Origin of the sequence: Modestobacter marinus (assembly GCF_011758655.1) — a bacterium.
In the GTDB taxonomy this organism is placed as follows: Bacteria; Actinomycetota; Actinomycetes; order Mycobacteriales; family Geodermatophilaceae; genus Modestobacter; species Modestobacter marinus.
The window spans coordinates 3,402,050-3,420,921 of the sequence record NZ_JAAMPA010000001.1; the positions used below are offsets into that span (position 1 = coordinate 3,402,050).

18 protein-coding genes are annotated in these 18,872 nt (G+C 77.1%); 8 read left to right on the forward strand and 10 right to left on the reverse strand.

Features of this window, described 5'->3' with window-relative positions:
* Window positions 1–19: 19 nt before the first annotated feature.
* From FB380_RS15940 to FB380_RS15950, 3 genes are read right to left on the reverse strand one after another with little or no spacing between them, the layout of a single operon-like run.
* Window positions 20–1,528, reverse strand: coding sequence for an ABC transporter substrate-binding protein (locus FB380_RS15940; protein ID WP_166755900.1), 1,509 nt, complete (start codon window positions 1,526–1,528; stop codon window positions 20–22).
* A gap of 39 nt (window positions 1,529–1,567) precedes the next feature.
* Window positions 1,568–2,368 (reverse strand): ABC transporter ATP-binding protein, encoded by an 801-nt coding sequence (locus FB380_RS15945; RefSeq protein ID WP_166755901.1) that lies wholly within the window; start codon window positions 2,366–2,368, stop codon window positions 1,568–1,570.
* A complete protein-coding gene (locus tag FB380_RS15950; protein WP_208382877.1) occupies window positions 2,365–3,114 on the reverse strand; it encodes an ATP-binding cassette domain-containing protein in 750 nt (249 codons plus the stop codon). Before FB380_RS15950 ends, FB380_RS15945 begins: the two co-directional genes overlap by 4 nt.
* Window positions 3,115–3,347: 233 nt before the next feature.
* Here FB380_RS15950 and FB380_RS15955 point away from each other — a divergent pair, with 233 nt between their 5' ends.
* From FB380_RS15955 to FB380_RS15980, 6 genes are read left to right on the forward strand one after another with little or no spacing between them, the layout of a single operon-like run.
* On the forward strand, window positions 3,348–4,160 hold the full coding sequence (locus FB380_RS15955) for a TauD/TfdA family dioxygenase (protein WP_166755903.1): 813 nt from the start codon (window positions 3,348–3,350) through the stop codon (window positions 4,158–4,160).
* On the forward strand, window positions 4,157–4,954 hold the full coding sequence (locus FB380_RS15960; protein ID WP_166755904.1) for an ATP-binding cassette domain-containing protein: 798 nt from the start codon (window positions 4,157–4,159) through the stop codon (window positions 4,952–4,954). The genes FB380_RS15955 and FB380_RS15960 overlap by 4 nt, the downstream gene beginning before the upstream one ends.
* Window positions 4,955–4,965: 11 nt before the next feature.
* Window positions 4,966–5,733: an ABC transporter ATP-binding protein gene (locus FB380_RS15965; protein ID WP_229681915.1), complete on the forward strand. Its 768-nt coding sequence runs from the start codon at window positions 4,966–4,968 to the stop codon at window positions 5,731–5,733.
* On the forward strand, window positions 5,730–7,043 hold the full coding sequence (locus FB380_RS15970) for an MFS transporter (RefSeq protein ID WP_208382878.1): 1,314 nt from the start codon (window positions 5,730–5,732) through the stop codon (window positions 7,041–7,043). Before FB380_RS15965 ends, FB380_RS15970 begins: the two co-directional genes overlap by 4 nt.
* Before the next feature lie 23 nt (window positions 7,044–7,066).
* A complete protein-coding gene (locus tag FB380_RS15975) occupies window positions 7,067–8,545 on the forward strand; it encodes an ABC transporter substrate-binding protein (protein WP_208382879.1) in 1,479 nt (492 codons plus the stop codon).
* Window positions 8,542–10,305 (forward strand): ABC transporter permease subunit, encoded by a 1,764-nt coding sequence (locus tag FB380_RS15980; protein ID WP_208382880.1) that lies wholly within the window; start codon window positions 8,542–8,544, stop codon window positions 10,303–10,305. The genes FB380_RS15975 and FB380_RS15980 overlap by 4 nt, the downstream gene beginning before the upstream one ends.
* Here FB380_RS15980 and FB380_RS15985 read toward each other — a convergent pair.
* Entirely contained in the window at window positions 10,212–12,248 is a 2,037-nt protein-coding gene (locus tag FB380_RS15985) for a heavy metal translocating P-type ATPase (protein WP_166755907.1), read from the reverse strand. The two genes, FB380_RS15980 and FB380_RS15985, sit on opposite strands and share 94 nt — an antisense overlap.
* Window positions 12,249–12,311: 63 nt before the next feature.
* Here FB380_RS15985 and FB380_RS15990 point away from each other — a divergent pair, with 63 nt between their 5' ends.
* Both FB380_RS15990 and FB380_RS15995 read left to right on the forward strand, forming a co-directional pair.
* Complete coding sequence (locus tag FB380_RS15990) at window positions 12,312–12,656, forward strand: ArsR/SmtB family transcription factor (protein WP_229681916.1); 345 nt, start codon at window positions 12,312–12,314, stop codon at window positions 12,654–12,656.
* A gap of 79 nt (window positions 12,657–12,735) precedes the next feature.
* Window positions 12,736–13,542, forward strand: a complete 807-nt coding sequence (locus FB380_RS15995; RefSeq protein WP_166755908.1) for a class I SAM-dependent methyltransferase — start codon at window positions 12,736–12,738, stop codon at window positions 13,540–13,542.
* A gap of 44 nt (window positions 13,543–13,586) precedes the next feature.
* Here the strand turns inward: FB380_RS15995 and FB380_RS16000 are convergent, their stop codons facing one another.
* The 6 genes from FB380_RS16000 to FB380_RS16025 form a co-directional block, all read right to left on the reverse strand.
* On the reverse strand, window positions 13,587–14,300 hold the full coding sequence (locus FB380_RS16000; protein WP_166755909.1) for a class I SAM-dependent methyltransferase: 714 nt from the start codon (window positions 14,298–14,300) through the stop codon (window positions 13,587–13,589).
* Between the two features lie 41 nt (window positions 14,301–14,341).
* Window positions 14,342–15,505, reverse strand: coding sequence for an FAD-dependent oxidoreductase (locus FB380_RS16005; RefSeq protein WP_166755910.1), 1,164 nt, complete (start codon window positions 15,503–15,505; stop codon window positions 14,342–14,344).
* Complete coding sequence (locus FB380_RS26020) at window positions 15,502–16,536, reverse strand: WD40 repeat domain-containing protein (protein WP_166755911.1); 1,035 nt, start codon at window positions 16,534–16,536, stop codon at window positions 15,502–15,504. The genes FB380_RS16005 and FB380_RS26020 overlap by 4 nt, the downstream gene beginning before the upstream one ends.
* Window positions 16,533–17,549, reverse strand: coding sequence for a CobW family GTP-binding protein (locus FB380_RS16015; protein ID WP_229681917.1), 1,017 nt, complete (start codon window positions 17,547–17,549; stop codon window positions 16,533–16,535). The genes FB380_RS26020 and FB380_RS16015 overlap by 4 nt, the downstream gene beginning before the upstream one ends.
* Window positions 17,546–17,818: a hypothetical protein gene (locus tag FB380_RS16020; RefSeq protein WP_208383650.1), complete on the reverse strand. Its 273-nt coding sequence runs from the start codon at window positions 17,816–17,818 to the stop codon at window positions 17,546–17,548. The genes FB380_RS16015 and FB380_RS16020 overlap by 4 nt, the downstream gene beginning before the upstream one ends.
* 113 nt (window positions 17,819–17,931) lie before the next feature.
* Window positions 17,932–18,872: heavy metal translocating P-type ATPase (locus tag FB380_RS16025; RefSeq protein ID WP_166755912.1), on the reverse strand; the 941-nt coding region annotated here is incomplete at its 5' end.

The window sequence follows — 18,872 nt, forward strand, 5'->3', positions numbered from 1 at the left end:
TCCCCGGCGCGGCACCGGGTCAGCCCTCCCCGAGGGTGGTCTCGCTGGTGATCAGCGCCCGCTCCCGCGGGTCGCGGACCGCGCCGGACACCCCGGCGGCCTCGCCCTGGATGACCCGCTCGTGCAGCATCGGCACGGCGGCACCGGTGTCCAGGATCGCCCGCTCGGCGTCGATCACCGCCTGCTGGCGCTGCGGGCCGGGCTCCGCGGCCGCGGCCACCTCCAGGGCGGCGTCCACGGCGGGGTCGCACAGCTGGGCGATGTTGAACGAGCCCTCGCAGGCGAAGTCGCTGTACATGTAGGCGACCGGGTCGCCGGAGTCCAGCACCGTCGCCCGGGACAGGATGAACGCGTCGAACGCCCCGGCCAGGGCGTCGGCCTCGATGAACGCGTACTCCCGCACGTCCTGCTCCACGGTGAACCCGACGGCCTCCAGCTGCTGCTCCAGCAGCACGGCGACCTCGGGCAGCTCCGCCCGGTCGGTGAAGGTGCCCAGCGTGATCGTGGTGCCGGCCGGGACGGCGGGCGCGGACGGGTCCGCCCGGTCCTCGCGCAGCTCGGCGGCCCAGGGGATCGCCGGGCCCAGCAGGCCCTCGGCGATGTCGGCGCGGCCCTCGTAGACGGTGTCCACGATCGTCGCCCGGTCGACGGCGGCCCGGGCCGCGGCGCGCACCGCCGGGTCGGCGAACGGTCCGGAGGTGGTGTTGAGGTACAGGGTGTTGGTGCGCGGCATCGGCACCTCGTGCACCAGTTCCTCGTCGATCAGCCCGGCCTGCGAGACCGGCACCGCCTCGGCGATGTCGGCGGTGCCGGTGCGCAGCGAGGCGGCCCGTGCGGTGCCGTCGGGGACGAAGGAGACGTCGATGCCGGCGGCCGCGGCGGGGTCGCCCCAGTAGCCGTCGAAGCGGTCCAGGGTCGCGCCGGAGGTGCCGTCCACGGCGACGAGCTCGAACGGTCCGGTGCCGTGCCCGACCGGGTCGACCCGGCCGTCGGTGCCGTAGGCGGCCGCGGCCAGCACCGCCAGCTGCGGGCTGGACAGCCGCTGCGGGACCAGCGGGTCGGCCTCGCCGGTGGTCACCACGACGTCCTGCCCGTCGGCCTCGGCGGTCAGCTCGACGCCGTCCAGGATCCGCGGCCGGGGCGAGGCCTGGTCGGCAGCGGTCAGCGCTGCGGCGGCCTGCTCCGCGGTCAGCTCGGTGCCGTCGTGGAACTCGACCCCCTCGCGCACGGTGAACCGCCAGGTCAGGTCGTCGATCTGGGTCCACTCGGTGGCCAGCGCCGGCTGGGCGTCGCCGTCGGGGTCCAGGACCACCAGCGTCTCGGCCGTGCTCCACCGGGACAGCTTGAAGGCGTCGTCGGTCAGCGGGTTCAGCCCCGAGCGCGGTGGCTGCAGCATGGCCAGGGAGATGCGGGCGTCGCCGGCGGCATCGGTGCCGCCGCCGGCGGGGGAGCTGCTGAAGCAGCCGCTGGTGAGCAGGGCGACCGAGGCGCCCAGGACGAGTACGCGGGTGGTGCGGGAGGGGGACATCGGTCCGATCTCTGTTGGGGTGTGCCGGGGCGGTGCGGGTCAGACGGGGAGGGTGGGGACGGCGGCGAGCAGCTCGCGGGTCCTCGGGTGGTCGGGGGAGGCGAGCAGGTCGGCGGTGGGCCGGTCCTCGAGCACCCGGCCATCGCCCAGCACCACCGTGCGGTCGCACAGCCGGGCGACGACGGCCAGGTCGTGGGAGACCAGCAGCAGGCCCAGCCCCTGCCGGGCCGACAGCTCGGCGAGCACCTCGACCACCTGGTCGCGCACGGGGAGGTCCAGCCCGCTGACCGGTTCGTCGGCCAGCAGCAGCGCCGGGCCGGGGGCCAGTGCCCGGGCCAGGGCGACCCGCTGGGCCTGCCCGCCGGAGAGCTCCCCGGGCCGCCGACCGGCGAGCTCGGGGTCCAGGCCCACGCGCCGCAGGGCGGTGGCCACCGTGGCGTCGTGGTCGCCGGGCACCTGCAGGTGGCGCAGCGGCACCGCGACCAGGTCGCGGACGGTCGCGCGCGGGTCCAGCGAGCCGGCCGGGTCCTGGGGCACGTACTGGACGAGTCGGCGGTACCAGCGCAGCGACGCCGTCGGGCCCGGCCGGACGGGGCGGCCGGCGAAGGTGACCGTGCCGCGGTCGGGGCTCTCCAGGCCGAGCAGGCAGCGCAGCAGCGTCGACTTGCCCGAGCCCGACGTGCCGACCAGGCCGACCCGCTCGCCGGCGCCGACCCGCAGGTCGACGGCCTGCAGGGCGGTGACGACGTCCCGTGGGCCCCAGGGTCGGGCACGGGGCAGCGCGTAGCTGCGCTCGATGCCCGTGGCGGAGAGGACCGGGTCGACGGCCGGAACGCTCACGACGTCGCTCCGACCGGGGTCGGGAGTGCGCCGGCGCGGGCGGCGCGGACCAGCGCGGCGGTCTGCTCGTGCTGCGGGTCGCTCAGCAGCCGGGTGATCGGGGCGTCCTCGACCACGGTCCCCTCGTGCAGCACCACCGCGCGGTCGCACAGCGCGGCCGCGACCGCGAGGTCGTGGGTGATGAACAGCAGGGCCGTGTCCCGGGTGGCCTCGCGGAGCAGGGCGACCACCTGCGCCTGGGTGACCAGGTCGAGCGCGGTGGTCGGCTCGTCGGCGACCACGAGCCCGGCGCGGGAGGCGAGCGCCAGGGCGATGCAGACGCGCTGCCGCTGGCCGCCGGACAGCTCCCCCGGCGTGCTGGCGAGCACCCGACGGGAGTCGGTCAGCCCGACCGTCGCGAGCAGCCCGGCGCGCTCCCGGTCGAGCGCGGCGCCGCGGAGCCCACGGTGGGCGCGCAGCGGCAGGGCCAGCTGCGCGCCCACGGCGACCAGTGGGTTCAGGGCCGCCGCCGGGTCCTGCCCCACCCCGGCGACGCGGGCGGCGGGCGGCCGGCGGGCGGGTGCCCGCCCGGTGACGTCGACGCCGGCCACGTGCACGCTGCCGCCGACCTCGGCGCCGGCGGGCAGGGTGCCCAGCACCGCCGCGGCGGTCAGCGACTTCCCGGACCCGGAGGCGCCGATGAGCGCCACCCGTTCGGTCCCCGCGACCTCGAGCCGGACCCCGTGCACCAGCCGGCGGCCGCTCACGGCGACCGTGAGGCCGTCGACGAGGAGGGCCGGTGAGCGGCCCTGCGACGAAGCTGGAGCGACAATCATTGTCGTCAAGATAGCCGATGACGTTCGCCCGGTCGCCGGCTGCCCTCCCCGGGCCGGTCGCCTTCCTGCAAACGGCTTGCAATACGGTTCCCGGTGCGAGACCCCCTCGCGGCCCGGCTCGAGCGCTCCCACGCCGCCGGCACGACCCCACCAGGAGGAACCCCTTGGCCGCACGCACCCCCTCCGGTCGCCGGGTGGGCGCCGTCCGCCCCGAGCTGGCCGACCTGCTCCGTCCCACCGGGGTGCTCCCGCAGTCGGCCGGCAGCGTCGCCGAGGCGCGCGAGCTGCTCGCCCGGGACGGCGCGGTCGTGGTGGCCGAGCCCGGCCCCGGGCCCGAGGCGCTGCCGGTGGTGGCCGCGCAGGTCTACGGCGACCGCTTGCGGCAGCTGTTCGCCGTCCGCCCGCTGCGCCAGCAGGCCGGTGAGCTGCTCGGGCTGCACAGTGACGGGGCGTACGTGGTGGTCGACGTGCACGGCCGCACGGTCAGCCTGCGCGACCCGGACGAGGACGGGCTGCTGCAGCGCTGCGTCCGGCCGGCACCCGAGGGCGGGGACTCCTTCCTGGTCGACGGGTACGCCCTGGTCGACGCGCTGGCCACCGGGTGCCCGGAGCTGCACGCCTTCCTGACCGGCACCGACGTCGACTACTTCGGCGGCTGGCAGACCGCACCCCACGAGGTCCCGCGCACCCCCTTGGTGCGCCGGCTGGTCGAGCACACCCGGGCCGGCCGCCGCGTGGTGCGGGCCAGCGAGACCGCCGTCCCGGTGCCGCGCGAGCCGTGCGCCGCCGAGCACGAGGCGCACCTGGACCTGTGGGCCGACGTGCTGGCCACCGCCGTGGACGTGGTGCCGCACTTCCGGCTGGAGGCCGGCGAGGTGCTGGTCGTCGACAACTACCGCTGCCTGCACGGCCGCGACCCCTTCACCGGCCAGCGGGACGTCGACGTGCTGACCGTGCTGACCGCGGACGCCTGGTGACCGACGGCCTCCCTCTGCTGCGGGTGCGGGACCTCACCATCGGCTTCGCCGGGCGCACCGTGGTGGCCGGCGTCTCCTTCGACGTCGCCGCGGGGGAACGGGTCGCCCTGGTCGGCGCCTCCGGCTCGGGCAAGACGCTGACCACGCTGGCGCTGCTCGGGCTCCTCCCGCCCGACGCCGAGGTGTCCGGCAGTGTCCAGCTGGCCGGCACCGAGGTGGTGGGCGCCGCCGAGCGGGACCTGCGTCCGCTGCGCGGGCCGGTCACCGCCCTCGTGCCGCAGGACCCGGGCACGTCGCTCAACCCGCAGGTGCGGGTGGGCCGGCAGGTGGCCGCGCCGCTGCGCCGGGCCGGCGTGGGTCGCCGGCCGGCCGCGGCCCGGGCAGACGAGCTGCTGGCGGAGATGCGGCTGCCGGCCGGCACCGGGCGGCGGTTCCCGGTGCAGCTCTCCGGCGGGCAGCGGCAGCGGGCCGCGCTCGCCATGGCGCTGGCCGGGGCACCCCGGCTGCTGGTCGCCGACGAGCCGACGTCCGCGCTGGACGCCACCGCCCAGCACGGCGTGCTCGCGGTGCTCGGCCGCGCCACCCGTGAGCGCGGCGCCGGGCTGCTGCTGGTCACCCACGACCTGGCCGCCGCGGCGACCACCTGCGACCGGGTGCTGGTGCTCGACGAGGGCCGGCTGCTCGCCGACGGGCCGCTGCGCGAGGTGCTGGCCGGGCACGCCCATCCGGCGGTGCGCGCGCTGGTCGAGGCCACCGCCGCGCTCAGCCCGCCGGCCCTGGTGGGTGCCCGGTGAGCCCAGAGCTGGTGAGCGCAGAGCCGCTGCTGGCCGCCCGCGGGCTGACCCGCCGGTACCGGGGCAGCGACGTCCCGGCGCTGGACGGCGTCGACCTGGTGGTCGGCGCCGGGCGGCGGGTGGCCGTGGTCGGGGAGTCCGGTGCCGGCAAGTCCACCCTCACCCGGCTGCTGCTCGCGCTGGAGCGCCCCGACGCCGGGGAGGTCACCTACCGCGGACGGCCGGTGCACCCGGGCCGGCCGCGCTCGCTGCACTGGTTCCGCCGGGCGGTCCAGGTGGTGCCCCAGGACCCCGGCCGTTCGCTGAGCCCGCGGATGCGGGTCGGGGAGGCCGTCGCCGAGCCGCTGCGCTGCCTGCGGGTGGCCGGGGACCACCGTGCCCGGGTCGCCGAGCTGCTGCTCGCGGTCGGGCTCGACCCGGACGCCGCGACGCGGCTGCCGAACGAGTTCTCCGGCGGCCAGCGCCAGCGGATCGCGCTGGCCCGCGCGCTCGCCCCGCGCCCGGAGGTGCTGATCGCCGACGAGCCGGTCAGCGCGCTGGACGCCGCCGTCCGGCTCCAGGTGGTCGACCTGCTGCGCGAGGTCAGCGACGCCGAGGGCGTGGCGCTGCTGGTCGTCTCGCACGACCTGGGCGTGGTCGCCGCGCTCTGCTCCGACGTCGTGGTGCTCGCCGGCGGCCGGGTCGCCGAGGCCGGGCCGACCGACCGGGTGCTCACCGACCCGGTCAGCCGCGAGGCGCACGCGCTGGTCGCCGCCGTCCCGCGGCTGGTGCTGGCGTGACCGGCCGGATCAGCTGGGCGCCGTTCGTGCTCTTCCGGCGGCTGCCCGCCGTGCCCCGCCTGCTCCTGCTGTCCCAGCTGGCCTTCAACGTCGGCTTCTACCTGGTGGTGCCCTTCCTCGCGGTGCACCTCACCGAGGACCTGGCGCTGGCCGGCGGGCTGGTCGGCCTGGTGCTCGGCGTGCGCACCTTCAGCCAGCAGGGGCTGTTCTTCCTCGGCGGCGGGCTGGCCGACCGGTTCGGGGTGAAACCGGTCGTGGTCATCGGCTGCCTGATCCGGATCGCCGGGTTCGGCGTGCTCGCCGGAGCCACCTCGCTGCCCGCGGTGCTCGCCGGCACCGTGCTGGTCGGCTTCGCGGCCGCGCTGTTCTCCCCGGCGGTGGAGTCGGCGCTCGCCGACCAGGGGCACCGGCTGGAGGCCGCCGGGGTGGTCACCCGGGCCGAGGTGTTCGGCCTGGATGCGATCGCCAGCAAGCTCGGCTCGGTCACCGGCCCGGCGCTCGGCGCCGTCCTGCTCACCGTGCCGTTCAGCCTCACCTGCTGGATCTCCGCCGGGGTCTTCGGCGTCGTGCTCGCCGCCCACCTGCGCTGGCTGCCGCGCGACCTGCGCACCGAGGGCAGCGGTGAGGAGAGCGTGCTCGCCGGCTGGGGGCACGTGCTGCGCAACCGCACCTTCCTGGCCTTCACCGCCTGCTACTGCACCTACCTGCTCAGCTACAACCAGCTCTACCTCGCCCTCCCCGTGGAGCTGTCCCGGGCGACCGGCGGCCAGGGGGCCCTGGGCTGGCTGTTCGTGCTGGCCGCGGTGTCGGTGCTGCTGTTCCAGCTGCGGGTCACCGCCCGCGCCCGGCGGGCCGGGGCGCACCGGGCGCTGCCGTTCGGCTTCGCACTGATGAGCGCCTCGTTCCTGCTGGTCGCGCTGTGCGCCCCGTTCGCCCCGCCGTCCGGGATCTGGGCGCTGGCGCCGGCCGTGGGCATGGTGCTCCTGCTCTACACCGGCCAGATGGTCGCCGTCCCGCTCGCCCAGGACCTGGTGCCCCGGCTGGCCGGGGAGCGGCGGCTGGGCGCCCACTTCGGCTTCCTCGCCTCCGCCGGCGGCGCCGCGGTGCTCGTCGGCAGCACCGGCGTGGGCGCCCTGCTCGATCTCGCCGATCGCCCGCAGCCGGCCGCCGCCGTCCCGTGGCTGGTGCTCGCCACCCTGCCGGCTGCCTCGGCCGTCGGCCTGGCGGTGCTCACCCGGCGGATCGCCCGCACCCCGAAGGCACGGCCGCCGGCCCCCGCCGTCCCGGCCGAGGAACCGGCGCACCCGTGACCACCCCACCGAGAAGAGGAACCGTGTCCCGCGCCGCTGGTGCACTGCTCGCGCTGCCCCTCCTGCTGGCCGGCTGCTTCGCCCCGGCCGCGGAGGAGCCGACCGACGGCGGGCAGCGGCTCGCGCTGGCGCTGGCCTTCCCGCCGGTCGCCGCGCTGTCCCCGTTCACCGAGGACGCCCTGTTGCTCACCCGGATGGGGGTGGCGGAGACCCTCGTCGGCCTGGACGAGACCGGCGCGCCGACCCCGCTGCTGGCCGAGAGCTGGGACCGGGTCGACGACCGGACCGTCACCCTCGACCTGCGGGACGGCGTCCGGTTCCACGACGGGACGCCGCTGGACGCCGAGGCCGCTGCCGGCGCGCTGACCACGGCGGCCGCCGCCAGCCCCGCCCCGCGGTCGATCGACGGCCTGGGCCTCACCGCCACCGCCGTGGACGAGGACACGGTGCAGGTGCAGCTGGCCGAGCCCGATCCGTTGCTGGTGCAGCGGTTGGCCGCCCCGGGCATGGTGGTGCTCGCGCCGGCCGCCTACACCGACCCCACGGCGCCGGACCCGGTCGGCACCGGCACCGGGCCGTTCGAGCTCACCGAGCTGCGCGGCGCATCCGGCGCCACCCTGACCGCCGACCCCGACCACTGGGCCGGGGCGCCCGAGCTGGACGGCGTGGATGTCACCTTCCCCGCCGACGCGGCCGCCCGCACCGCCGGGCTGCGCGCCGGCGAGCTGGACGTGGCGGTCACCCTGCCGATCGCCCAGCTGCCCACCCTGACCGACACGGAGGTGCTCTCGGTCCCGCTGCCCCGGCTGGTCTCCCTCTCCCTGGACACCGCGGACGGTCCGTTCGCCGACCCGGGCCTGCGCGCGGCCGCCGCGGCGGCGATCGACCCGCAGCCGGTGGTCGACGGCGTCTTCGAGGGCCGGGCCGACGTCGCCGAGGGGCTGTTCACCGACGACACCGTCGGCGGGGCGTCCCGGCCGGCGGTCAGCCTGCCCCCGGCCACCGACCCGGCCGGGACGAGCATCCGGCTGGCCACCTACTCCGACCGGGCGGAGCTGCCGGAGGCGGCCGCGGTGCTCGCCGAGCAGCTGCGGCAGGCCGGCTTCACGGTGGAGGTCGTGGTCGCCGAGTACGCCGCCCTGGAGACCGACCTGCTCGCCGGCACCTACGACGCGGTGCTGGGCAGCCGGCTCTACCTGGGCGACACCGGCGACCCGGTCGGCTACCTCGCCGCCGACCTGACCTGCGAGGGCAGCTACAACCTGGCCCGGCTCTGCGACCCGGCCGTCGACGCCGCCGTGGCCGAGGCCGCGGCACTGGCCGACCCGCAGGAGCGTCGGGCGGCGGCGCTGGCTGCCGAGGCCCGGGTGCTGTCCACCGGCGCGGTGGTCCCGGTGCTGCACGAGCGCACGCACACCGGGTACGCGCCCGGGGTCAGCGGCCTGGCCGGCGACCCGTTCGACCGGCGGCTGCTCACCGTCGAGACGACGGTCCAGGGGTGACCGCCGTCGACCGGGCCGGGGTGAGCGCCCCGGCCCGGCGGCGGCGAGCTCCGGGGCGGGGACTGCTCCGATCCGTGCTCACCGGGGGAGCGGCCGTCGCCGGCACCGGGCTGCTCGTCGGCGCGCTGCCCTGGCTGTCCGGCGACGACCCGGCCCGCACCGTGCTGCACGCCCGGGAGGTGGAGCGCGAGCCCGACCCGGCCGTGCTGGACGCGGTGCGCGCGCAGCTGGACCTCCCCGCCGACCCGGTGCGCGGCACGCTGTCCTGGCTCGGGCACGCCGCCACCGGCGACCTGGGCACCTCCTGGGTGAGCGGTCAGCCGGTCACCGACGTCGTCCCGCCGGCGCTGGGGGTGTCGGCGACCCTGGCCGGGACCGCGGCGGTGGTGGCGATCGGGCTGGCCGTGCTGCTCGCGCTGCCCGCCGTGCGCCGGGCCGCCGACGGTCGGGTGGACGGCGGTGCCGCCACCGGGGTGCTGGCCGCGGCGCTGGCCGCGCTGCCGGAGTTCGTCCTCGCCGTCGTCGGCGTCGCGGTGGTGGCCGTGGGCTGGGGATTGCTGCCGACCTCGGGGTTCACCGGCCCCGAGCACCTGGTGCTGCCCGTGCTCGCGCTCGCCCTGCCGGCCGGTGGGCTGCTGGGCCGGGTGCTGGCCGGGGCCGTGCGGGAGACCGCGGGGGAGGGGTGGGTGCGCACCTGGCGGGCCGCCGGGGTCTCCCGTGCCGCGGTGCAGCGCGCGGTCACCCGGCGGGCGCTGACCGTCCTCGTCCCGCAGGTGCTGCTGCTCCTGGTCGGGCTGCTGGGGGCCGGCGCGGTGATCGAGGCGGTGTTCGACGTGCCCGGGCTCGGCCGGGTGGCGCTGGCCGCCGCGCTGGCCCAGGACCTGCCGGTGGTGCAGGCCGCCGTCGCCCTGCTGGTGCTGCTCGGCCTGGCCGCCGGTGGTGCCGGGGTGCTGGTGCACCGCGCGCTGCTCGGGCCGGCCGCGACGGACGGCGGGCTCTCCCCGGAGCTCCCGCCCCCGGCACCGGGCACCGGGCGCTGGGCGGTCGGGCTGCTGTGCGTGCTGCTGCTGGTCGTCGCCGCCGGCCTGCTGCGCGACCCGCGCGCCCAGGACCTCGGCGACCGGCTGGCCGCGCCGTCCTGGGCACACCCGCTCGGCGCGGACGCCCTCGGCCGCGACGTGCTCGCCCGGTTCGGCGCCGGCGCGCTGCCCTCGGTCGGGCTGGCGCTGGGGATCAGCGCGGTTGTGCTCGGCGTGGGCGTCGCGGCCGGGCTGGCCGGGCGCGGGCGGGCCGGGCTGGCCGACGTGCTCAACGCGCTGCCCGCGGTGGTGGTGGGCATCGCGGTGGCCGCGGTCGCCGGCCCCAGCCTGGCCGGAGCGGCGGTGGCGGTGGGCCTGGTCGCCTGGATCCCGCTGGCGGTGCACACCCGCACGCTGGCCGCCGAGGTGCGGGCTTCGGGCTCCCACCTCGCCGCGCGCACCAGCGGCGCCGGCTCCTGGCACCTGCTGCGCCACCACCTGCTCCCGGCCGTCCTGCCCCCGGTGAGCCGGCACGCGCTGCTGCGCGTGCCGCACACCGCCCTGGCGCTCGCCGGGCTGTCCTTCCTCGGCCTCGGCGCGGGAGCCGAGTCACCGGAGTGGGGGCGCAGCCTCGCCGACGGGGTGACCTACCTGGAGCGGGCGCCGTGGCTGGTCGCGGTGCCTGCGGCCGGGCTGGTGCTGCTCGGGGTGGCCGCCGGGCTGGTCCGCACCGGCCGCTGACCGGGCGGGTCGCCGGCGGCCTCCCGGGCGGCGGCCTGCCAGGCCGAGGAGCGCAGCAGCCGCAGGCCGTTGAGGGCGACCAGCACCGTCGACCCCTCGTGCCCGGCGACGCCCAGCGGCAGCGGCAGGGAGCCGAACAGGTCCCAGGCGACCAGGACCGTGATCACCGTGCCGGCGATGACCAGGTTCTGCACCACCAGCCGCCGGGCCCGACGGGCCAGTGCGATCACCGTGGGCAGCGCCGCCAGGTCGTCCCGGACGACGATCACGTCCGCGCTGCGCAGCGCCAGGTCCGACCCGATCCCGCCCATCGCCACCCCGACGTCCGCGGTGGCCAGCGCGGGGGCGTCGTTCACCCCGTCGCCGAGCAGCGTGACCCGGTGCCCGGCCCGCTGCAGTTCGGTGACCGCGGCGGCCTTGTCCTCCGGCAGCAGCCCCGGCCGGACGTCGACCAGCCCCACCTGGTCGGCCAGGCTCCGAGCGGCTCCGGCGTTGTCGCCGGTGAGCAGCACCGGCTCGGTCCCGGTCTGCCGCCGCAGTGCGGCCACGGCGGCCGCGGCCTCGGGCCTCACCCGGTCGGCGAGGGCGAGCACGCCGGCCGGGCGGCCGTCGACGCCGACGACGACGGCGGTGCGGCCGGCGGCCTGCTCCTCCGTGACCAGGGCCGCGACCGCGCCGTCCGCCGGCGTCGGGGCGGCCACGGTGACCTGCCGGCCGGCGACGGTGGCGCTCACCCCGGAACCGACCGCGGCCCGGAAGTCCTCGGCCCGGTCCAGCGGCCGACGGGCTGCCGCGACGATCGCGCGGCCGATCGGGTGCTCGCTGGGCCCCTCGGCGGCGGCGGCCAGGGCGAGCAGCTCGTCGGCGGTACGGCCCGGCAGCGGCCGGACGGCGACCACCGCGGGCGTGCCGTCGGTGAGCGTGCCGGTCTTGTCCAGACCCACCACCGTGGTCACCCCGAGCCGCTCCAGCACCACCGCCGAGCGCACCAGCACGCCGTGCCGGCTGGCCGTGGCGATGGCCGACAGCAGCGGCGGCATCGTGGACAGCACGATCGCGCACGGTGAGGCGACGATCATGAAGGTCATCGCGCGCAGCAGTGCCTCCCGCACCGGCTCGCCCAGCAACTGGGGCACGCCGAAGACGGCGAGGGTGGCGACGACGACGCCCACCGAGTAACGCTGCTCGACCTTCTCGATGAACAGCTGGGTGCGGGCCTTGGTCGCGCTGGCCTCGTCGACGAGCGAGGCGATCCGGGCGACGACGGCGTCGGCCGCCGGCCGGTCGACCCGGACGGTGAGCGCTCCCGTGCCGTTGGCCGTGCCGGCCCAGACCTCGTCGCCGGGCGCCTTGTCCACCGGCAGCGGCTCGCCGGTGATCGAGGCCTGGTCGACGTCGGAGCCGCCGTCGAGCACGGTGCCGTCGGCCGGCACCTGCTCGCCGGGGCGGACCAGCACCACGTCGCCGACCGCGAGGTCGGCGACCGCGACCTCCCGCTCCCGCCCGTCGGCCAGCACGGTGGCCTGCTCGGGGGTCAGGTCGGTGAGGCCCCGGACCGCCTCGGCGGTGCGCCGGGTGGCCACGGTCTCCAGCGCGCCGGAGGTGGCGAAGATGACGATGAGCAGCGCGCCGTCGAACACCTGACCCAGCGCCAGCGCGCCGATCGCGGCCAGCACCATGAGCAGGTCGACGTCCAGGGTGCGCTCGCGCAGCGCGGTGACCCCGGCCCAGGCCGGCTCCCACCCGCCGGTGCCGTAACAGCAGAGGTACAGGGCCCACGCCACGAACTGCGGCCCGTCCAGCAGCTGCACGAGCCCACCGGCCAGGAAGAACGCGAGCGACGCCGCGGCCCAGCGGACCTCGGGCACCTCGGCCCAGCCGGGCAGCAGAGGTCGTCGAGCAGCGGAGGGCGGGGCGGAGTGCGGGGCCTGCGCGACGGTCACCGGATCACCCTATCTGCGCAGATGCGCAGGCATGCAGGTCGCGAGGTGGCCTAATGTTCAGGGGTGGCGCACACCGGCATCGACGGCTTCTCCATGCCGTCCGGCGACGAGGCCCGGCGTGCCGCGGACGCGCTGCGGATGCTCGGCGACCCCACCCGGCTCAAGGTGCTGTGGGCGCTGATGCAGGGGGAGACGTCGGTCGCCTGCCTGGCCGAGCTGGCCGACACCTCGCCCACCGCGGTCAGCCAGCACCTGTCCAAGCTGCGGCTGGCCGGCCTGGTGACCAACCGGCGCGAGGGCACGTTCGTCTACTACCAGCTCGCCGACCCGCACGTCGGCGCGCTGTTGCGCCAGGCGCTCTCGCACGCCGGGCACCCCGAGACCGCGGACAGCACGCCCACCCGCTGAGCGGGACGGCTGGCCGGGGCCGGGCCGGCCTGGCTAGTCTCTGGTAGAGACGAGAATCGTTCCCAGGACGGGGGGTGCCATGGCGGGCGAGCGGGAGGCGGACGTCACCGCCGCGGCCTTCGACCGGGCCGCGGTCGACTTCTCCCGGTTGTCCCCCCTGCTCTGGGACCCGGTGGGCGCAGCGACCGTCGCGGTCAGCGCGCCGGCGGCCGGGGAACGGGTGCTCGACGCCTGCTGCGGGGACGGCGCCTCGGCCATCCCCGCCGCCCGGCGGGTGGGCGGCACCGGCGCGGTGGACGCCGTCGACCTCTCCGGTCCGATGGTCGGGCTGCTCCGGGAGCGGGCCGCGGGCCTCCCGCAGCTGACCGCCCATCAGGCCGACGTGACCAGCTGGCCGGGGACCGGCTACGACGTGGTGCAGTGCGTGCTGGGTGCGTTCTTCTTCCCCGACATGGCCGCCGGGACCGACCACCTCGTGGGCCGCGTCCGCCCCGGCGGCCGGGTGGCGGTGACCATCTGGCACCGCGACGCGATGGTGGCGGCGGGCCGGGCGATCGCCGGCGCCGCGGCCGCCGAACGCGGGGAGCGGGCGCAGGTGCCGCGGGCCTCCAGCGCCGTGCAGCAGCTCGGCGACCCGGACGCGTTCGGCGCCTGGCTCACCGCCCGCGGGCTGGAGCAGGTCGCCGTCTCCGTGGCGGCGCACGCGGTCGAGGCGACCGAGGAGGCGCTGTGGCTGCTGGTCCTCGGGTCCGGCTTCCGCGGTCTGCTCACCGAGCTGGACGACGCCGCCGTGGACCGGGTGCGCGGCCGGTACCTCGAGCAGTTGGTCGGAGGGCCCGCCATCGACGCCACCACGCTGGTCGGTTTCGGGCAGCGCCCGGACTGACCGGCCGGTCGCGGGCCCAGCAGTGCGCCGTGGGACGGCGGGGCTCAGCGGAGGGCGGCGAGGACGGCGACGTCCAGCCGTCGCTCCACCACGGCCACCTCGGTGAAACCGGCACCGAGCAGGGCTGCGGTCCGCTGGGCGACGGACGCCGGCGGTCCGCTCGGGCCGGTGCTGCACCGCTCCTGCCGCTGCCGGACGGCCGCGGCCAGCTCGGGCTCGGTGAGGAGCGCCGCCCACCAGGCGTCGTGGTCCTCACGCGCGCCGGCGACGCGGGCGGCCAGGGTGCGCTGACGCAGCCCGGCGCACGCCGCCGCCAGCCGGGGGACCGGCGGGTCGACCGCCATCTCGTCGATGTCGACGAACAGGCCGCCGGGGCGCAGGACTGCCGCCAGCTCGCCCGCGACCGCGGCGTAGCCGGCGGCGTCGACCATGTGCAGGACCGAGCTCGCGATCGCGGCGGAGAACCGGGCCGGACCGGCCGCACCCCACCCGGAGCGGGTCAGGTCCTGCTCCCGGACGGTCGCCCGGCCCCGCAGGTGCGCCTGCGCGACCGCGATCATCACCGGGTCCCGCTCGAGACCGGTGACTCGGGAGTCCGGCAGCTGCTCCAGCAGCCAGGCGCAGAGCGCGCCGGTGCCGCAGCCGAGGTCGACGATCGACTCGGTCGCACCGAACTCGGACACGAGGTCGAGTGCCGTCCGGTGCGCTGCGTCGCGCCAGGGCACGTGGGCGCGCATCACCGCGTCGAACCTGTCCACCCAGTCCTGGACCCTCGGCTGCTCCCACCCCAGGTGCCCGGTCATCGGCCGGCACCGGTCAGCACGTCGGGGACCGGGTACTGCCGTCGGCCGGGCTCGACACCGGTGAGGGCCGCCGTGTAGCGCTCGGCGGCCATCCGGGCGCCGGCGAGGCTGCGGGCGGCGGGGCCGATCCCGAGCGCCGTCCGGCCACCGCTGAGGAACACCGACGTCCCACCCCAGGACAGGTCGGGCGCCAGCACCGGCAGCCCGGCCACCACCTCCACCGGGGCCTCGGCGAGCAGCCCGGCGGTCAGCGGGTCGGTGCGGACGTCGTGCGAGTACCCGGTCCCGAGCCACACGTGGTCGGCGTCGAGCGTGCGGCCGTCCGTGAGCTCCACCCCGCCCGGCACGGCACGTAGGACGTCGGCGACCGCCAGCCGCACCCGCGGGTGGTCGTGCAGCGCCGCGCAGACCGGCTCGGGCACCGTCCCGGGCCGGGCGTCCCGCACCAGCCGGGCGCGGTCCGCCGGGGGCTGCACGAAGAAGTCGGGCAGGTCGGCGCCGAGCCAGCCGGCCTCGACGTCCATGATCCGCGGTCGCAGCGGCGCCCGGGTGAGCAGCACGACGTCGGCGCCGCGCGCGGCGGCGCGCAGCGCGAGGTGCGCGGCGGTCAGCCCACCACCCACGACCACGACGTCGTCCCCCGGCCGGACGACCGAGAGGTCGACGGCCTCGCTGTGCCGGCCGCCGGTCACCGGCGCGTGCGGCCGGGCTCCGCCGGTGGCCAGCACCACCGCACCGGCCACGAGGGCGCCGTCGGTCAGCTGCACGTCGACCCGCCCGTCGTCGCGGGGGTGCAGCGCCCGCACCTGCTGTGGGAGGCGCGCGGCGGCCAGGTCGGAGGCGTCGACGAGGACCCGGCAGAAGTCGGCGAACACCCCGGCCGCCGGGGCGCTCAGCGGTCCGGAGAACTGCTCCCGTCGGCCGACCCGCTCGGCCCACTCGACCAGGGCGTAGGGCCGCGGGTGGGGGTGGTGCACGCACGCCGAACGCAGGCTCGCCAGCTCCAGCGCGGCGAACCGGGCGTCCCACGCCGACAGCCACGGCCGGGGATCGGCCACCGCGATCCGGCCGGCCAGCGACGGGTCGGCGGCGAGCAGGTAGCAGGCGGCGGTGAGGGCGTGCGGACCCGCGCCGACCACGAGCACCTCGGGTGCGGTCATGCGGGCACCGCCAGGACGTCCCCGCCGGTCGTCCCCGCCACCACCCGGCTGCCGTCGGGCCTCCAGCTCAGCCCGGTGACCCGCGCGCCGGCGTCCAGCCGGGTGCGGGGCCGGTGCCGGGCCGGACCCGCGGCGGACGGCGCCCACACCGCCAGCCCGCCGTCCCGGCCGGCGGAGGCCAGCAGGTCGCCGGTGGGCTGCCAGGCCAGCGCGCTGACCTGGGCGTCGTGCCCGGGCAGCGTGCGGGGAGCCCGGCCCATCGGCCCCTTGCCGGAGAAGTCCCACAGGTGCACCTCGGTGGTGCCGCCGTTGGCCATCCACCGGCTGGTGCGGTCGAAGGCCAGCGCGTCCACCTTCTCCGGGTAGCCGGCCATCTCGGCGTCCTCCCCGGACCACAGCCGCCAGACGTGCACGCTGGCGTCCTGGTTGCCCGAGGCGACCCAGCGACCGTCCGGGGTGACCCGGGCCAGCAGCAGCGAGCCCTGCCACGCGAGCACGCGGACCGGTTCGAGGGACGGCGACCGGCCCGGGGCCGGCACGGCGAACCAGCGCAGCCCGCCGTAGGACGCGCAGCCCACCCGGCTGCCGTCGCGGCTGAACACCACGTCGGTGACCGTGCTGGGCTGCCGCACCCATCGGGCCAGCACCGAGCCGGCCGCGTCCAGCAGGACCACGTCCCGGCCGGCGGCGACGGCCAGGTGGCGGCCGCTGGGCGACCAGCGCAGCGCCTGCACCCAGCCGCCGACCGTCACGTAGCCGGGCTCGGCCCGGTCGGTGCGGACCAGCCCCACCCGCCCGTCGGCGCCCCCGGTGGCCAGCACGTCCCCACCCGGCTGCCAGGCCAGGGCGAAGGCACCGCCCTCGTGCACCGGCCCGGGGTCCAGCGTTCCGCCGTCCCGGCCGTCCAGCAGGCTGACCTGACCGCCCAGGTCGGCCACCGCGACCCGGTCATCGGCCGACCAGCTCACCGCGGCGACCGACTCGGGCACCTCGGTGCGCCAGGCGGTGCGCTCGCCGGTGGTGGTGGTCACGCCGCCGGCACCGGGACGGCGAGGCAGCCGCGCAGGCCCGCCTCGAGCTCGGCGCGGTCCAGGTCGCGGCCGATGAAGACCGCGCGGCTGACCCGCTCCGCGGTGCCCCACGGCTCACCCTGGGTGCCGTCGAAGAGCATGTGCACGCCCTGGAAGACGTACCGCTCGGGCATGCCGCGGACGGCGAGGATGCCCTTGCTGCGGAAGATGTCCACGCCCTTCTCCGCCAGCAGCTCGCCGAGCCAGTCGTTGAGCTGCTCGATGACCAGCTCCCCGGGCAGCTCGATGCCGACGCTGGTGACGGTGAGGTCGTGCTGGTGCTCGGTGTCGGTCATGAACGCCGGGTCCAGGTCGAGGGCCCGGGTCAGGTCGAAGCCGCCGACGTCCAGGACGGCGTCGAGGTCCACGGCGGCCTGGACGGCCTCGTGCACGTCGGCCAGCCGGTTGATCTCACCGATCCGCCGGCGGACCTCGGCCAGCTGGTCGGCGTCCACCAGGTCGGTCTTGTTCAGCACGATCCGGTCGGCGAAGGCGATCTGCTCGACGGCCTCGTTCTCCACGCCCTCGGGCCGCTCGTCGTCCAGGTGCTGGATGAGGTGCGCGGCGTCGACGAGGGTGATGATCCCGTCCAGCCGGAGCTGGCTGCCGATCTCGTCGTCCATGAAGAAGGTCTGGGCCACCGGGGCGGGGTCGGCCAGGCCGGTGGTCTCGATGAGGATGTGGTCGAACCTGTCCTTGCGCCGCATCAGCGTGCCGAGGATCCGGATGAGGTCGCCGCGCACGGTGCAGCAGATGCAGCCGTTGTTCATCTCGAACACCTCCTCCTCGGCGTCGATGACCAGCGCGTCGTCGATGCCGATCTCGCCGAACTCGTTCTCGATGACGGCGATGCGGCGGCCGTGCTGCTCGGTGAGGATCCGGTTGAGCAGCGTGGTCTTGCCCGAGCCGAGGAAGCCGGTGAGCACGGTGACCGGCACCTTGTCCGTCGCCGCCCCGACCACCCCGCCGGTCACGAGTCGCTCCCGGGCGAGGCGAAGGCGCGCTGGACGTCGGCCACCGAGATCCAGTCGGCGGGCAGCGGGACGGTCCGGCTCAGCCGGTCGCCCGGGCGCAGGACGGCGAGGACGGTCTCGACCGGCGCGCAGCCGGCGTCCCGGCAGCGGAGCTGGGAGACCAGCACGGTCTCGTCCGCGCCGAGCCCCAGGGTCGTGCGCACCCACCGGCGCAGCCGGTCGAGGACGTCGGGGGGCACGGGGGCGGGACGCGCGGCGAGGGGTTGCATGGCCGGAGACTAGCCATGATGACAATCATTCTCAACAAGAGGCCGACCGGAGGGGTGGCCGGGTGGCGCCGTCCGGCCACCACCCGACCGTCCCCGTGCAGCGGCGCTGCCGGCTACCGGGCGGGCTCCGGTCGTCCGGCGCCCCGGTGCCGGACGAGCCGGGCCGAGTTGACCGCGACGGCGACCGACGAGGCGTTGTGCAGCACGGCAGCGAGCACGGGGGACAGCGCCCCGCCGCCGGCGACGGCCAGCCCGACCCCGTTGACCGCGATCGACATGCCGTAGTTCTGCCGCACCACGCCCAGCGTCTGCCGGCCCAGCTCACGCAGGTCCAGCAGGTGCCGCAGGTCGTCGCCGACCAGCGCCACGTCGGCGGTCTCCACCGCCACGTCGGTGCCGGAGACCCCCATCGCGATGCCGATGTCGGCCGCGGCGAGGGCCGGGGCGTCGTTGGTGCCGTCGCCGACCATCGCGACGGTGTGCCCCTCGGCCTGCAGTGCCGCGACGACGTCCTGCTTGTGCTCGGGCAGCACCTCGGCCCGCCACTCGGTCACCCCGAGCTCGGCGGCGACGGCGGCAGCGGTGCTCTCGTGGTCGCCGGTGAGCATCACGATCCGCTGCACCCCGGTGGCCCGCAGCGTCTCCAGCACCTCCCGGGACTCCGGCCGCACCTCGTCGCGGAGGCTGACCAGCCCGACCAGCTCGCCGTCGACGGCCAGCAGCAGCGGGGTCTCCGCCGCGGCCCGCAGCCGGTCGAGCCAGCCCTGGGCCGCGTCGCCCACGGCCACGCCCTCGCTGGCCATCAGCGGCTCGCTGCCCAGCAGCAGCACGCGGCCGTCGGCCTGGGTGCGCATGCCCAACCCGAGCAGCACCTCGCACTCCTCGTGCGGCGGGATGAACACGTGCCGCTCCTCGGTGGAGCGGATCACCGCCTGGGCCAGCGGGTGGCGGGAGTGCACCTCGGAGCTGGCGGCGTAGCCGAGCACCCGCTCGGGCGTCCAGTCGTCGGAGAAGGAGACGACGTTGGTGACCACCGGACGGCCGATGGTCAGCG